16 protein-coding genes are annotated in these 15,626 nt (G+C 46.4%); 13 read left to right on the top strand and 3 right to left on the bottom strand.

The features are described 5' to 3' along the window. Positions 1-26 precede the first annotated feature (26 nt). Positions 27-959, top strand: a complete 933-nt coding sequence (locus G006_RS27415) for a response regulator (RefSeq protein ID WP_020485807.1) — start codon at positions 27-29, stop codon at positions 957-959. On the opposite strand, the gene G006_RS0124180 is transcribed toward G006_RS27415, so the two are convergent. From G006_RS0124180 to G006_RS0124170, 3 genes are read right to left on the bottom strand one after another with little or no spacing between them, the layout of a single operon-like run. Beyond that, positions 934-2,388: a HAMP domain-containing sensor histidine kinase gene (locus tag G006_RS0124180; RefSeq protein WP_020485806.1), complete on the bottom strand. Its 1,455-nt coding sequence runs from the start codon at positions 2,386-2,388 to the stop codon at positions 934-936. The two genes, G006_RS27415 and G006_RS0124180, sit on opposite strands and share 26 nt — an antisense overlap. Next, positions 2,385-3,248, bottom strand: coding sequence for a hypothetical protein (locus tag G006_RS0124175; RefSeq protein ID WP_020485805.1), 864 nt, complete (start codon positions 3,246-3,248; stop codon positions 2,385-2,387). Before G006_RS0124175 ends, G006_RS0124180 begins: the two co-directional genes overlap by 4 nt. Beyond that, positions 3,229-4,158, bottom strand: a complete 930-nt coding sequence (locus G006_RS0124170) for a hypothetical protein (protein WP_020485804.1) — start codon at positions 4,156-4,158, stop codon at positions 3,229-3,231. Before G006_RS0124170 ends, G006_RS0124175 begins: the two co-directional genes overlap by 20 nt. A gap of 368 nt (positions 4,159-4,526) precedes the next feature. On the opposite strand from G006_RS0124170, the gene trbB reads away from it, so the two are divergent. Genes trbB through G006_RS26450 form a run of 12 tightly spaced genes read left to right on the top strand, consistent with a single transcriptional unit; the run spans position 4,527 to position 15,593 of the window. Next, positions 4,527-5,489 (top strand): P-type conjugative transfer ATPase TrbB, encoded by a 963-nt coding sequence (gene trbB / locus G006_RS0124165; RefSeq protein WP_020485803.1) that lies wholly within the window; start codon positions 4,527-4,529, stop codon positions 5,487-5,489. A gap of 10 nt (positions 5,490-5,499) precedes the next feature. Beyond that, entirely contained in the window at positions 5,500-6,000 is a 501-nt protein-coding gene (locus G006_RS29445) for a TrbC/VirB2 family protein (protein ID WP_020485802.1), read from the top strand. Then, positions 6,000-6,335, top strand: coding sequence for a conjugal transfer protein TrbD (locus tag G006_RS0124155; protein ID WP_020485801.1), 336 nt, complete (start codon positions 6,000-6,002; stop codon positions 6,333-6,335). The genes G006_RS29445 and G006_RS0124155 overlap by 1 nt, the downstream gene beginning before the upstream one ends. Beyond that, positions 6,332-8,896 carry a VirB4 family type IV secretion/conjugal transfer ATPase gene (locus tag G006_RS0124150; RefSeq protein WP_020485800.1) on the top strand — a complete coding sequence of 855 codons (2,565 nt, stop codon included), beginning with the start codon at positions 6,332-6,334 and terminating at the stop codon, positions 8,894-8,896. The genes G006_RS0124155 and G006_RS0124150 overlap by 4 nt, the downstream gene beginning before the upstream one ends. After that, positions 8,893-9,645: a VirB8/TrbF family protein gene (locus G006_RS0124145; protein WP_020485799.1), complete on the top strand. Its 753-nt coding sequence runs from the start codon at positions 8,893-8,895 to the stop codon at positions 9,643-9,645. The genes G006_RS0124150 and G006_RS0124145 overlap by 4 nt, the downstream gene beginning before the upstream one ends. Positions 9,646-9,662: 17 nt before the next feature. After that, positions 9,663-10,565 carry a P-type conjugative transfer protein TrbG gene (gene trbG / locus G006_RS0124140; RefSeq protein WP_020485798.1) on the top strand — a complete coding sequence of 301 codons (903 nt, stop codon included), beginning with the start codon at positions 9,663-9,665 and terminating at the stop codon, positions 10,563-10,565. A gap of 1 nt (position 10,566) precedes the next feature. Further along, positions 10,567-11,007, top strand: coding sequence for a hypothetical protein (locus G006_RS0124135; protein WP_020485797.1), 441 nt, complete (start codon positions 10,567-10,569; stop codon positions 11,005-11,007). A gap of 4 nt (positions 11,008-11,011) precedes the next feature. Beyond that, complete coding sequence (locus G006_RS0124130) at positions 11,012-12,415, top strand: TrbI/VirB10 family protein (protein WP_020485796.1); 1,404 nt, start codon at positions 11,012-11,014, stop codon at positions 12,413-12,415. 23 nt (positions 12,416-12,438) lie between these two features. Next, a complete protein-coding gene (trbJ, locus tag G006_RS0124125) occupies positions 12,439-13,242 on the top strand; it encodes a P-type conjugative transfer protein TrbJ (RefSeq protein WP_020485795.1) in 804 nt (267 codons plus the stop codon). A 6-nt stretch (positions 13,243-13,248) separates the two neighbouring features. Further along, positions 13,249-13,533: an entry exclusion lipoprotein TrbK gene (trbK, locus tag G006_RS0124120; protein ID WP_020485794.1), complete on the top strand. Its 285-nt coding sequence runs from the start codon at positions 13,249-13,251 to the stop codon at positions 13,531-13,533. Between the two features lie 15 nt (positions 13,534-13,548). Further along, a complete protein-coding gene (gene trbL / locus G006_RS0124115; RefSeq protein WP_020485793.1) occupies positions 13,549-14,940 on the top strand; it encodes a P-type conjugative transfer protein TrbL in 1,392 nt (463 codons plus the stop codon). 14 nt (positions 14,941-14,954) lie between these two features. Further along, on the top strand, positions 14,955-15,593 hold the full coding sequence (locus G006_RS26450) for a transglycosylase SLT domain-containing protein (RefSeq protein WP_020485792.1): 639 nt from the start codon (positions 14,955-14,957) through the stop codon (positions 15,591-15,593). The last annotated feature ends 33 nt before the right edge of the window (positions 15,594-15,626 follow it).

Here is a 15,626-nt window from a genome sequence, read left to right as displayed (position 1 = left end):
CTAAAACCTTTATCGAAGATATTCTAATGAAAGTGATTGTTGCCTCAAGTGATTATGAAATCAGCAATGCGATCACCAATCAAATCCTTGGCGTTGAAAGCACCAGTACATCCGTCATAGAGACAACAGATGATTTCATCGAGGCCCTAAAGAGCGATGAATATGATTTCATTGTCACAGATTATTCGTTCGATGGCACTGATATATGGCAGTTAACTAAACTGATAAATTCGAAGCAATTGGTTGGGCACGCAGTGCCAGTTTACCTGATAAGCGAAACCTGTGACACCGAAGTGCCGGTTATTCTCGCCAAAGAACATAACTTCCAAACCATTTCAATAAATGACTTGGTAGAAACTCTACAGATGGCCCACTGCACCGGATACGTTCGCGGGCAGCGAGGACAGGTAAAAGCAAGCGTGCTTGTCATAGAAGACGATGAAGATGCCTCGGAAATAGTATATGAGGCCTTAAAGAGCGATTATGACGTCGATAGAGCCACAGATGGCGAACTAGGTTTAGCATTATGGAAAAAGAAACGTCACGATCTTATCTTGCTTGACTACATGCTTCCGGGGCGCAAAGGGGATGAAGTGCTATCGGAAATAATGGATGTAGATAAGAACCAGCCAATTATTGTGATGACGGCCTTTGATAAACCAGAATATAACAAAGACTTTATCCTGAACGGAGCCAGTCAATATTTGCCAAAACCGTACACATTGATGGAGTTAAGAGCGCAATGCGTCAGCCAAATAAATAAAGCCAAACTAATTTATCAAGACTATTATCACGACCAGAAACAGAAAAAACTGAGAAATCTAGTCAATGAGTTAGAACGAGAGTTAACAGTTAGCAATATCGAGAAAGCAAGACGTATTATTGATGCGATTAAAATAAACTTACCGCATAGCTTATCCGAAGACGAACAAGCTAGGACTTGGAATTCGGTATTCTGATTGTAAAAATAGTGCCAGATATATGATTTGGCTCAACAGAGATGTCGCCGTTTAAACGTTGTACGAACTGTTTTGTTATTGCCAAGCCAAGTCCGTGCCCACCATATCGCCGGCCTAGACTCATGTCCACCTGCCACCATGCATCAAAAATTTGATCGCAAAACTCAGCAGGTATTCCACAGCCTGTATCTGCAACCTCAATAATTAAAAACGCCTGGCTAAGTCGCCAAGTCAGAGTAATCACGCCATCTGTGGTGAATTTACACGCGTTGCTCAATAAATTGTTCAGAATGTGCCGCAAAACCTCGCTATCCGATACAATCATGGTATCTGAGCCGATTAGCTGTAGCTGATTTCTATTGCGGTTAAGCAAAGGGGTAACATTCTCAACACATGCATGCATTAAAGGTGCAATTGCAATAGAAGTTAGTGCCACATCGTACCGGTCGGCCTCTAGCTGCGCATGTAATAGAATATTGTCGATTAAAGTATTTAGGTCATTAACGCGAACTAATGCCTTTGCATGTAATGCTCGATTTTCAGTGAAAACAGGATCATCCGGTAAACGCTCAGCCAATAGTTGCAAATATCCCCCTATGGCGTGTAAAGGTGTCTTCATTTCATGAGACACCATAGACATAATCTGCGCTTTATAAACGTTGGCGGTTTCGCTGCTTTCGAGCGCTATTTTTAAGGCACTCGTCCGCTCTTCGACGCTTTTCTCTAGCTCTGTTTCTGTCGTTTCGATATTCGCCAACATATCGTTGAGAGTAATTCGCATGTTATTGATTTCGGATGACCCTGAAAAATGAACTCGATTTCCTCTCTCACCTAGGCTTACCTTATTGAGTACCATCGCCATTTCCATCAATGTCGAAGTAAATAGTCGTGACAACCTCCTGACAATGACTATAAAAAATAACGAGAAAATGAGAATGATCAATATTGATCCTAGTAAAAGCTTCTTCATTACTAGGTCATATTCAGCTTTCGATATAACTAATTCGACGTACCCCAAATAGCTTTCTTGGTATATAGGTGAATAGAAGCACCATGAGTCTCGGTTGTCCGAATAGCTGGGCTCTTCAGTGCGAAGTGGCGGATTTAGTTCACACACAGACTTAGCACCGTAAGAAGCTAATAGTTCACCACGACTATTATAAATCGTTGCTCCCAATACGTTTTTGTCTGACGCAAAGCTATGGACAACGGATTCCGACTGTGATGTTGAACCTAAAATTACCGAGTATATGGCTGAATCAGCAAATGTTGCGGTATGTTCTCGCCAGTAGTGACTTGTGTAGTCGTTGATGTAATTAGAAATTAACTTGTACATGAATCCAATTAAGAAACATGACGCCAGGATAATGGAAATGAAAATCAAAAAATTGAACCGCTGTTGTATGTTGTAGCGGTCGAGCAGACTCATTTAATTTTAAGGGCGAAGGAATCTAGTACAATCGGATCGAACTCAATAGCAAGATGTTGGGCTACTCGCCGATTCAGCGCGAATTTAATGACCTTGATGTTTTCATAGACTGGGCTCGGTCGGCTCACTAAGCGGCCTAATTGCTCTCCCAACGCAAAATCATCAGGATAAGCTGCTATGAGGGCGCCATTCTCAAGGTGGCTAAGGTTTGTCGATAAAAGGATGATCTTTTTATCCCATGCGACCTTCGCTACTTCATACAGAATATTTTTTGGTAAGTTAGCTGGGATAAATATTGCATCAGCGGACGTGGCTTCATCTAGTAACCGGCCAAGTACACGAATGGTGTCTAGCGAATCTACTCCTTCCCTAATTTCTATGACGGCTGATGACTTTAAATTATTTGGCACATAATCAATGGTCTGAAAATGGGATTGCTGAACTACAAAGAAGTGTTTGACTGATGGAAGTAATCTAGCCAAATGTTCAACCAGTACACGATTGTCAAGCGCCAAGCCTACGCCGCTGTATTCCGCTGGATTAAAGTACATCAACCCTGCCAGCGTTCGTTCCCGATATTCCGTGCGGTAAATGTTCTCAACAATTCCCTTACCAAGCGCTATAACCCGGTCGGCATGCGTCGCATCAAGGATAGAGCTTATATTATTATTATCGCCAGTAGATTCGATTCGTTGAACATGACTATTCATGTGTTCGATGCCGGCTATTACTTGGGCGTAAGCCGGATTCCCTAAAGCCTCCGCAGAGTAAACAATTACTACTTGAGGGTCTTTTGCGAATGTTGAGCAACTGAAAAAGATAATACTCGATTTCAATAGGTTATAAATCTCTTTCCGCATTTATCATCTTTAGTTGCTTCAATTCCATAATCAGAGGCATCAGCTCATGCCCGGTTAAATCCCTCATTCGCCAATACTTAGCTGATTGATCGCCTTCTAACCAAATGGCAATGGCGTGAACTGTCTTTTTTGCCAGGTCTATTGCCATACGCGGCTGCATTGTCCGTTGACTTATCTTGTGGCGATGAATTGCCTTTAACAAACATTCAATCGGGTCTGCCAACCCATCTTTAGTTTGCCCTTGATTATCGTTCAAACGTTTCAGAAATTCAGTAATTGGTTTATTCAGGGCAAGCATTATTAACGAACCGGCTAATACACCAGTTGTAAAAATATCTGATTTAGGGAGTAAGCCATCAATCAATAGGAGTTCGCTTTTAAACAATTCAATAGCTTTTTTCATATTAATGTCTTCGCGCTCTCTGATTGAACGTTTATCTTGTAGAGAGCGTTGACGGCCCCGTAACGCGATATGAATGGCCTCATTGATAAATCCATTTCGCAGCCTCTCGGAAACAAAGGTCAACCCCAATTCGTTATAGGCGGCTTTCACTACTTCATGTGGTGGTAGCGCCTCAAATTGCTTCGTCTTCGCTTCGATGCATAACGTCTGAAAATCTTCTTCGGTCATGTCGAAAATCAAGGCCATGAGGTAATCAGGTTTGGACAGCGTGCCATTTAGCCATGCTTCCTTCCGCCGCTTTCCGGATAATTTGAAGAGCGTATTACCGACCTTTACTAATGCGACGGTGATTGAGTAAGCATACAGAGACGGTATGTGCTGAACAAAATCGTCATGATCGCCTTCATCAACATCAAAGAACTCAAGTTCGGCAATTACAAGCCAATCAGCGAATGACATTCGCACAACGGCGCAACCTAAGTCGCTAATAGGGTAAACCATTTCCATAACACTGAATAAAAAAATTAATGTATTTGCGTTCGTAAGTCATTGTTGATAGTATTTTTTTCGCAGTTTATAGCATGTCGAAAACATGACGCGATGAACTGGCGGCTTTCACTCGTACTGCAAAGGCCTATAGGCCACTACGAAATTTTAGCCGCTAAAAAATAGCAACGTACACGATATTACATAACCGACTTCAATTGCCCTAACAAAAAGAGCGGAACTTGTTTAAAAAATCAAAAAGTGCAATGCACTTTACGTTGACTGCGGAGGCAGTTTGTACTAGAGTGCATTGCAGTTTATAAAAAGTGCATTGCACTATAAGCAAAATGCACAGGCGAACAGTGAAGCAATGACCTGAGAGGATAACGATGACCCACGAACAGAATCTACACGAATCAGTCAGTGACAGGGCGAAAGTAAAGCTCGAACGCGATTTAGGACCAATCATATTGTCTGCTTTAGCTGATCCGAGAACCGTTGAGGTGATGCTGAATGCCGACGGCAAACTATGGCAAGAACGTCTTGGGGACAAGATGAAGTGCATAGGAACCTTATCAATTAGCAAGGGTGAGGCAATTATTAAAACTATTGCGGGTTTTCATGGCAAAGAGATCACCAGATTAAAACCCATCCTGGAAGGCGAATTCCCTCTTGATGGCTCACGATTCGCCGGCCAACTTCCGCCTGTTGTGCCTGCGCCAACTTTCGCAATCAGAAAGAAGGCTATTGCAATATTTCCACTGGAGCAATACGTCTCGGACGGCATCATGACCTGCAATCAATTCGATGCGATTACAAAGGCAGTCAAAGATCACAAAAACATTTTAGTTGTCGGAGGAACTGGATCAGGGAAAACGACGTTGGTAAACGCCATTATTAACAAAATGGTTGAGTTCGACCCCACAGAACGAGTGTTCATTATTGAGGATACCGGCGAAATCCAATGCGCGGCCGAAAACTACGTGCAGTATCACTCAACTATTGATGTCCCGATGACGCAGTTGTTGAAAACAACGCTCAGGATGCGGCCAGATCGAATATTAGTCGGTGAAGTACGTGGACCAGAGGCGCTAGACCTACTAATGGCATGGAATACGGGCCACGAGGGTGGAACGGCCACACTCCATGCAAACAATGCGAAGGCTGGGCTGGACAGATTATCCATGTTAATCAGCATGCATCCAGAATCACCTAGACCTATTGAACCGCTGATTGGCGAAGCGGTACATGTTGTTGTTTTCATCGCCAAAACCCAAGAAGGCCGTCGTATTCAGGAAATCATAGAGGTTTCCGGTTACAGGGACGGTCATTACATAACCTCTAATCTGTAGGAGTTACAAAATGAATGCACTCGCGAATCGACTGCAAAGAGCACCGCTAATTCTGTTAATGGCATTGGTTTTTTTTATGCCAGAACAGGCGACCGCCGCCGTAGGTGATGGGGGAGCTTTACCTTATGAAGATTGGCTTACCAGCCTTAGAACATCGGTTACTGGTCCCGTAGCGTTTTCGTTGTCACTCATTGGGATCATTGTCGCCGGCGGTGTGCTGATTTTTGGCGGCGACTTAAACGGCTTCTTTCGGACCTTGATCTTCATCGTTCTTGTCATGGCCCTCTTAGTCGGTGCCCAAAACGTTATGACTAACGTATTTGGTCGCGGAGCAGTAATCACACTGTCGGAGGATGAGGTAGGCACACAGCTCATGATTATGGGTTTTCACGCGACGCAGTATGTCAAGGAGGCATTGATGATCGCGTGTTTAATAGCAACGTTAGCATGCCTTCAACTGCGTACATTAAAAAGCGCTGGTAAGTCATTGGCTATGGTGGGTGAAAAGTAATGGCCTTACGCGCGATTCCAATTCGCAGAGCGGGTAACAGAGACAACTTGTTCATGGGCGGGGATCGTGAGTTTGTGATGTTCTCCGGCCTAGTGGCCGGAGCGCTAATTTTCTCCGCTCAAGAACTGAGGGCAGCCATTGTCGGGATAGTTTTATGGTTATGTGCATTATACCTAGCACGGTTGGCGGCCAAATCAGATCCGAAAATGCGATTTATTTATCTACGACATTTACGGTATCGAGGTACGCGGGTAGGTAATTTAAGAGGGTATTACCCGGCCAGAAGCACCCCGTTCCGTGAAAATCCAAATAGCCAAGGGAAACAATACAGATGATGATCGAGGCCATAACACTCATGATTGCGGGACTAGGGATTCTATTAGTCGCAATCCTCGCCAGATTGATTTACAGGGCGGATAAGGATCGTCGGTTAAGTCAACATCGTTCCAAAAACGCCAGCGTAGCGGATTTGTTGATTTATGCTGCCGAGGTCGATGACGGTATTATTGTTGGTAAGGATGGATCGTTTCTCGCTGGCTGGCTTTATACGAGTGATGACAACGATAGTTCAACCGAAGCACACCGCGAATCAATATCCGCCAGATTAAACCAAGCAATATCCAGACTAGGCAATGGCTGGATGATCCATGTCGACGCCGTGCGACGCCCGGCGCCGTCATATTCAGAAAGGGGGTTATCGACATTTCCTGATCGAATCACGGCAGCCATCGACGAAGAGCGCCGGACACTTTTCGAAGGACTAAGTACCATGTACGAAGGGTACTTTGTCATGACATTGACGTATCTCCCGCCTGTGCTTGCAGAACGCAAGTTTATTGAACTTATGTTCGACGACGACGCCAGGAAACCTGACTCAAAGACATATACAACCGACCTCATTGAACACTTTAAACGTGAATGTCACAACATCGAAACGCGATTGTCGGCAGCGGTCAACTTACGCAGATTAAAGGGCCATGAAATCGTTAATGAAGATGGGACAACTGTCATTCATGATGATCTTCTGCGCTGGTTGCAGTTTTGTATTACCGGAAAAAATCATCCGATACAACTGCCAACAAACCCCATGTATCTCGACTGTTTAATTGGTGGAGAGGATTTGCTCGCGGGCGTGATTCCCAAGATAGGTCGTAAGTACATCCAGGTAGTAGCGATTGAAGGATTCCCGCTTGAATCGACACCGGGAATGTTAACCGCCCTTGGTGAGTTACCTATCGAATATCGCTGGTCCTCAAGGTTCATTTTTATGGACCCTCACGAGGCTATCAGTCACTTGGAAAAGTTTCGAAAAAAATGGCGGCAAAAGGTACGCGGTTTCATTGATCAAGTGTTCAATCTCAACACAGGACCGATAGACGAGGACGCGCAAAACATGGTGGACGACGCACAGGCGGCGTTAGCTGAAGTTAATAGCGGCATAATCGCCCAGGGCTATTACACCAGTGTTGTAGTCCTAATGGACGAGAATAGAAAACGCGTACAGGAACTGGCTCAACAGGTAGAGAAGGCCATAAATAGGCTTGGATTTGTCGCCAGGATCGAAACCATTAACGCAATGGAAGCCTACTTAGGTAGTTTGCCGGGCCATGGTGTCGAGAATGTACGCCGTCCCTTGTTGAACACTATGAATTTGGCGGACTTGTTGCCGATTAGCACCATTTGGACAGGCAGAGAATATGCACCTTGTCCAATGTATCCAGCACTATCTCCCCCGATTATGCATTGTGTTACCCAGGGCTCAACACCATTCCGTCTAAATCTCCATGTAGGCGATGTGGGGCATACATTTATGTTTGGTCGAACCGGAGCCGGTAAGTCAACCCATCTTGCCATACTCGCCGCGCAGTTGCGCCGCTATCAAGGCATGCACATCTTTGCATTCGATAAAGGGATGTCCCTGTACCCATTAACCGAAGCAATCCACGCCACGAGTGTAGGGAAAAGCGGTAAGCATTTCACGGTGGCCGCCGACGACGAATTGCTGGCCTTCTGTCCTTTGCAATACCTGAAAACCAAAAATGATCGCGCATGGGCTATGGAATGGATCAACATCATTCTGGCGTTAAATGGTTTGATTACATCACCCGCCCAGCGAAATGAAATTGGTAACGCCATCATCAACATGCATAACAGCGGCGCTAGAACGCTATCTGAATTCACGGTAACTATTCAAGATGAGGCAATACGCGAAGCTCTTAAGCAATACACCATTGATGGCGCAATGGGGCATCTATTAGATGCCGAAGAGGATGGGCTGGAACTTACCGATTTCACGGTTTTTGAAATAGAAGAGTTAATGAATCTCGGGGAGCGCTATGCGCTTCCAGTGTTGTTATATCTCTTTAGACGCATCGAACGATCATTAACCGGGCAGCCTACGGTCATTATTTTGGATGAGGCATGGGTGATGCTCGGTCATGCGGTATTCCGGGAAAAAATTCGAGAGTGGCTAAAGGTACTGCGAAAAGCGAACTGTTTTGTTTTGATGGCAACTCAAAACTTATCTGACGCTGCGAATTCTGGAATCCTCGACGTAATTATCGAATCAACCGCATCGAAAATCTTCTTGCCAAACATTTACGCCAGAGAGGAAGACGCGACTGCACTGTATCGCCGTATGGGCCTTAACTCTAGGCAAATCGAATTATTGGCTACAGCAATCCCCAAGAGGCATTACTACTACGTCTCTGAAGAAGGCTGTCGTCTCTATGATCTTGCGTTAGGCCCGCTCGCTCTCGCGTTTGTGGGCTCTTCGGATAAAGACTCTGTTGCGGCCATCAAGAAATTAAAGGCGACTCATGGTCATGAATGGGTGGGTGAATGGCTCGCTCGTAAGGGTTTAAGCATTGAAGAATACTTGGAGGAAGCAGCATGATTTTTAAAAGAAAAGACCCAAAAGCAGACCCCAGAAAAAATCCTGAAAAGCTGATTGGTGGCCGTAGAACCGGAGAAAACGAGAATCCATATTTGTCAGCAAGACGAACCTGGAAAGATCACACACAGGGCGTTATTTCTACGCGGCAGGCGTGGCAAGTAATGGGGATATTATCCATGTTGGTGGCGTTAACCGGTGTCGGAGGAATGATTCATATCGGCCAGCTATCGAAATTTGTGCCTTACGTCATACAAGTTGACAAGCTTGGTCAAACCGCAGCCATAGCCAGAGCCGACCGAGCATCACCGGTGGATGGGCGAGTAGTGGCATCTGTGGTATCGGCCTTTATATCAAACTCTCGAATAGTCACGATAGACATCGCGCTACAAAGAAAAGCCGTTATGGATGTCTACGCTATGTTAGCGCCCGGCGACCCATCGCTACAAAAAATGACTGAATGGTTGAATGGCACCGAGGAGTCTAGTCCGTTTAAACGGGCGATAAAGGAAATGGTAAGCGTAGAAGTGGTGAATGTCCTGGCCCAAACCCCAGATACCTGGGAGGTCGATTGGATTGAAACTACCCGCGACCGCCAGGGCATTGTGACCGGAAAACCCTCATACATGAGGGCATTAGTCAATATTAAAGTCGTTGAACCAACGCCGGCCACAAGCGAAGAGCAAATCCGGAAAAACCCAATGGGAATTTACGTGAAAGACTTTTCCTGGTCCAGACAACAACAGTTTTAACCGAACGAGGCAATCTCATGAAAAAGCAATACAGCGCAATGATAAAGATAGCCATGACGCTATTTGTGATGCGGTCTGCGGTGGCGGAGCCTGATATGGCGGATATGTATTTTGCAACCAAAAACCCGACATTAACCAAACAAGAAAAACAGGCTATTGCGATAGCCGAAAAATGGAAAGCAAGTAGCGCGACAGGCTTGGCTCCAACCAGCGGGCAAAACGGTACGATCACGTTCCTATACGGTGCTCAACAACCAAGTATTGTCTGCGCCGTTCTTCAAGTGTGTGACGTTTCGTTGCAGCCTGGCGAACAAGTAAACGGGATTAATTTAGGTGATACGGCAAGATGGACCATAGAACCAGCGATTGAGGGTAGCGGCCAAAGCGAAGTACAACATCTGATTATCAAGCCGCATGATGTGGGCTTGGAAACATCGCTATCGGTGACAACCAATCGTCGCGCCTATAACTTGCAGCTACGATCACACCGAACACAGTACATGCCAAAAGTGGCGTTTAGCTATCCGGAGGATGCGATGGCGAAATGGAATGCCATCGTCCATAAAGAACATAAAGAACGCCAAGAAAAGACCATTCCTCAAACCGGGGAGTATTTGGGCGATCTGCATTTCGATTATGAAATCGAACCTAATGGCCCAATTTCATGGACCCCGGTTCGCGTTTATCACGATAAGCAAAAAACCATCATTCAAATGCCGGAAACAATGGCACAAACCGAAGCGCCGACATTGCTGGTTGTGCGAAGGGAAGGGGGGATGTTTGAGGACGATGAAACCGTGATGGTGAATTATCGTGTACAGGGCGACCGTTACATTGTCGACACTGTATTCGATAGAGCAATCATGATTGCAGGTGTTGGCTCTAACCAAGACACCGTAACCATTCAACGGGTGAAATAACATGATCAGGATCTTAGCGTTCGTCATCAGTATTGCCGGACTGGTTGGATGCGCAACGGAACGATTCGGCAATTTCGAATCAAATGCGCCTTCTGGGCTTCATGAAGGCATTGCGGCAGATACCATTCATCATTTGGAAAAGATATATCCACCTGCTCAAACTCAATTCAATTTCGGCCAAAGCATTCCAAAATCAGATAGATTCGGAATGTTATTGGTGGATTCGCTGAGAGCAAAAGGCTATGCAGTGAAGGAGTATAGCCCGAAGCAAAGCGTTAGCGGCACGGGGTTGAGGCTTCAGTACGTCGTTGATAAGCCGTCTATCAATGTGACCGACTTGTACCGCATTAAGCTCAAGATTGACGACGTGACGTTTACTCATGCTTATGAGGCGAAGAACAACACCGCCTTATCAGCAGGCGCTTGGGCAAAAATGGAGTAAGGCAATGGAATCGACAGCAAATACCGTCAATGAAGAATACATGTCGCCTGAATTGTCACCGGATGAACCAGAAGCCAGTCACGGCGTTCGTCGGGTAAATAACTTACCCGTACTTATCCTGGGTGTAGCCATATCGATCTTCTTAATCATAATGGTTCTGGTGGCCGCTGACCGTGCAAACCAGCAAAACAAACCAGAAACGGCGGACCGGCAAAAAGCAGGAAACGCCAATATGCTCGCCAAAGAAATAGTGGGCAATAACCTGGGCGGTATTATTCCCCCCGAATCCAATCCGCAACCTGATCCGCAGCTAGAGCCCGCACCGCCAGTCAAAATAGTACGGGCCGATATGCCTCCAACGCCGCCATCCGCCGCACCCAATAGAGCGCGTACCCCGGAAGAGGATGCAGCCGCACGTATTGCCGCAATGAAGCGACAACAATTCGAAGATGCAATTAAAGCAAGAACGATGGTGACGGTTACAGCTCCGCGCAGCTCCGGTTCACCTCCTGGCGTAATTGCAGCATCACAAGTGCAAACAACCGGAAGAGATGGGGTACTTGCTAAGCTTGCCGCAGTCAGAGAACAGATGACAGATACCGACCCTATGACCGCATATAAGAAACGGCTCGCGGCATTGCAGGATTCGGGAATCGTGGGAGCAGACGGGGAAAATGAAACTGGCGGCAACGAAAGATCGCCGCAACTTGTTAGTTCCGAGACTCTGGGCGAAAAAAATAATATTAGCCAATTCGGCAAATCAGGATCAAGCGATAGATGGCGACTGGACTCACTACCGGAAGCGCCAAGAACGCCATTCGAACTTCGGGCCGGTTTCATTATTCCTGGGACGTTAATTTCTGGAATCAATTCCGAGTTACCTGGGCAGATCATGGCCCAAGTTTCACAGGACGTGTTTGATACGGCAACCGGAAAATATCTATTGGTTCCGCAAGGCTCCCGATTAGTTGGTGTTTATTCAAGTGAAGTGGAATATGGGCAATCTCGGGTTCTTGTTGCATGGCAACGTATCGTATTCCCCGATGGTAAGGCAATGGATATTGGCGCTATGCCGGGCGCAGATAGTGCCGGTTATGCGGGATTCACCGACCAAGTTAATCATCATTTTGTCCGGATATTTGGGTCTGCGTTGTTAATGTCCGCCATTACAGCAGGCATTACTTATAACCAGCAACAAAACCAACAAAACGGGGTTTATACAGCTCCGAACGCCAATAGTGCGATGAGTAATGCGCTGGGACAACAACTAGGTCGAGTCACCTCACAAATGATCGCGAAAAACATGAATATCGCGCCGACTTTGGAAATAAGACCTGGCTATAGATTCAATATTATCGTGACGAAAGACTTAACTCTAACCAAACCGTATCAAGCATTTGATTATTAAGGTTTACACCACAGGAGTCATTTATGAAAAACAATAGCATTTTAGCCGCTAAAAAAATATTGGTAGGGGTGTTGACCGCAACTGTCATGTTTAGTCCATCCATTTCAGTCGCGGGAGTTCCTGTAATCGACGGTACGAACTTGACACAAAACATTATGACCGCGGTCGAAGAAATCGCTCAGACAATAAAGCAGGTTCAAGAATATGGTACTCAATTGGAACAGTATTCAACGCAGATACAGCAATATGAAAATATGTTGCAAAACACAGCGTCGCCAGCGGTCAATATTTGGGATAGAGCGACCGCAACTATGGGACGGCTTCGTGGAACCATTGATACCGTCACCCGGTATAAAGACAGATTCGGTAACATTGATAACTATTTGGCAAAGTTTAAAGACATAAACACCTATCGGGGGTCGCGTTGTTTTAACGGCGACGCCTGCACGAATGCCGATTTAGCCGACTTACGCGACTCTGTACACCTTGGCTCGGAGGCGCAACAGTCAGCAAACAAGGCCGCAATAGAAGGCCTAGATAGCCAACAAACAGCACTAGAAGCGGATGCCGCAACTCTCGAAGATATTCAAGCAGCGGCACAAGGCGCCGATGGTCAAGTCAAGGCTATCGGATATACCAATCAAATTGCCAGCCAACAGGCCAATCAGCTTCTACAAATACGTGGATTGCTGATAGCGCAACAAAACGCCGAAATAACCCGCAATCAGGCCTTGGCCAATAAAGAAGCGCAACAACAAGCCGCATCCGACAAGGCCCACGAAGTGCCCTATGCATACCGGGATAATGATGGCTGGGCCATCAGGTAATTGCGCATGTCCATTAAATATACCTTGGTCGTTATTTTTATCGTGGCCGCTATTGCAACAACCGTCAGTAACTGGGATGAGTTGGTCAATCAAGGCGAAGACTCCTTGCCAGTGGCTGAGGATACCGAGACGGATGCAGATGCGGATGCGCTTATTGTTAATGAAATAAATTGTAGGCACGAAAACCTCATTCGCATCGCCAATGAAAAAAAGCGGAGACGACTAGCCTCCGCTTGCGCCCGCCGTGTGACTTTCGGTGCTGCGAACAATCGAAACTGGTCAATCAAATAGCGCGAGAAACGGCAAATGAATAGACAAATATTCTTGTTTTTAGCCTTCTTGATGCTCGCATCCACTGACGCCTTAGCGGCAATAGATGGGCCGAACATTATGGACGATGTTCAAGGTCGGTTTGCCGGTGCTGCGGCGGGGTGGGCCGCCGCCATTACTGCACGAGCGACCTGGCTATTCTGGGTATTGGCCTTAATTTCTATGGTATGGACGCATGGTTTTTTACTATTGAGAAAGGCAGATATTGGCGAGTTCTATGCCGAATTCCTCCGTTTCACTATTACCACAGGGTTTTTCTGGTGGCTTTTGAGTAACGGGCCTGCAATGGCAACCAGCATTTTTGCATCAATGCAAACGTTAGGGTCAAATGCGGCCGGATTGGGCGCGGTAACGCCGTCCGGCATTATCGATGCAGGATTCCAAGTATTTGGAAAAGCGATTACCGCTTCATCAATCTGGGAACCGGTAGAGGGCGCGGCGCTAATTATCATGGGCGCAGTCGTGCTAGTGATCATGGCCCTGATCGCCACTAATATGCTTGTGCTCTTTGTTAGTGGATGGATTCTTGCCTACGCAGGCGTTATATATCTTGGCTTCGGCGGTGGTCGATGGACCACGGACATGGCCATCGGCTTTTACAAAACGGTATTGAACGTCGCCATCCAATTGATGGCAATGATTCTGATTGTTGGAATTGGACAAGCCTTTATCAATGATTATGTGGCGGCAATGGAAGCCGATATGACCTACGCGGATATGGGTTCATTTCTCGTAGCAGCAGTGGTCTTGCTGCTATTGGTCAATAAAGTGCCCCCAATGCTTGGGCAAGTCGCATTCGGAGGGGGAACCGGCGCACTTGGTAATGGATTTGGAGCCGGCTCGGCAATGGCGGCTGCCGCAACTGCCGGGGCGGCTATTGGCGTTGCCGGTGGAGCGATTGCTGCCGGAGCAACAAATATTAGCGGTGGCATTCAAGCCATTATGGCGGCATCAAATAAAGCAGCGGAATTCGCCGGCAGTGGGGCGGACGGAGCTTCCAGAATGACAGCCGACTATCTTCAAAGCAGTCAGAGCACCGCTAACGGTGGTTCTACCTCAAACTCAACAACTCCACTTGGCGAAGCAATGGGGGGTAGTGGTTCGTCAAAGCAGGCAAATGATTCCAAATATGGACCATCAATGGTTAAAAATCTTGCAACCGGAATTGGAGAGGTTGCAAAGCAAAAAATTAAGGACAGAACCAACAATACGTTTGGCGGACAAGTCGCGGCTGCAATTAGCAACAGTGCTCAATCAACACCCACGTTTGGCGGCGATAGCCTATCGGGATCTGATGAAACAGTAGATCCGGATGAAGAGGTCGCGGCATTCACCAACAACGATAGCGGTAATGCACATTCAGCATAACAGGAGAGCAATTCATGAATGCTATAAAGCTTTGTATTGTTGCAATCAGCATACTCCCGATGCTAGTGCATGCTCAGCCTAACAATCAGAGTCCACAACAACAAGAGCGGATCGTATGCTCTATCACTGCTGCCGCGAAATACGATATACCTGCAAATATTGTGCTGGCAATCGCCGAGAAAGAAGGCGGAAAGCCTGGGCAATGGGTAAGGAATACCAACGGCACTCACGATGTGGGACCAATGCAATTCAACACCTCGTACCTAACCCAATTGGCGAAATATGGCATTACGCCAGAAGACGTAGCCCGCTCAGGTTGCTATCCCTACGATTTAGCCGCATGGCGACTGGCCGTTCATATCAAAGACGATAAGGGTGATTTATGGACAAAAGTCGCCAATTATCATTCAAGAACCCCTTATTACAACGGAGTGTACAAAGCCGATTTGATGGTAAGGGCCAACAAATGGGCCGATTGGCTGGATGCATTTTTAAAGGGCGGAATAGTAGAGGTTGTTCAGGTACAGAAAACAGACTCGACACCTGTTCAAGCACAACCCGAGCCCATAACGCCGGTATATAAAAAACCGATGCAAATACACGCCGCAAGCATGGCATATATCCCTCGCAAAATTATGGTTAGTTCTGACTAACAACCATATTTTAGCCGCTAAAAAAGAGGAAGC

Origin of the sequence: Methylomonas sp. MK1 (assembly GCF_000365425.1) — a bacterium.
GTDB lineage: Bacteria > Pseudomonadota > Gammaproteobacteria > Methylococcales > Methylomonadaceae > Methylomonas.
The sequence above is the reverse complement of the archived record's forward strand: the minus strand, read 5'-3'. Positions and strand labels throughout refer to the sequence as shown.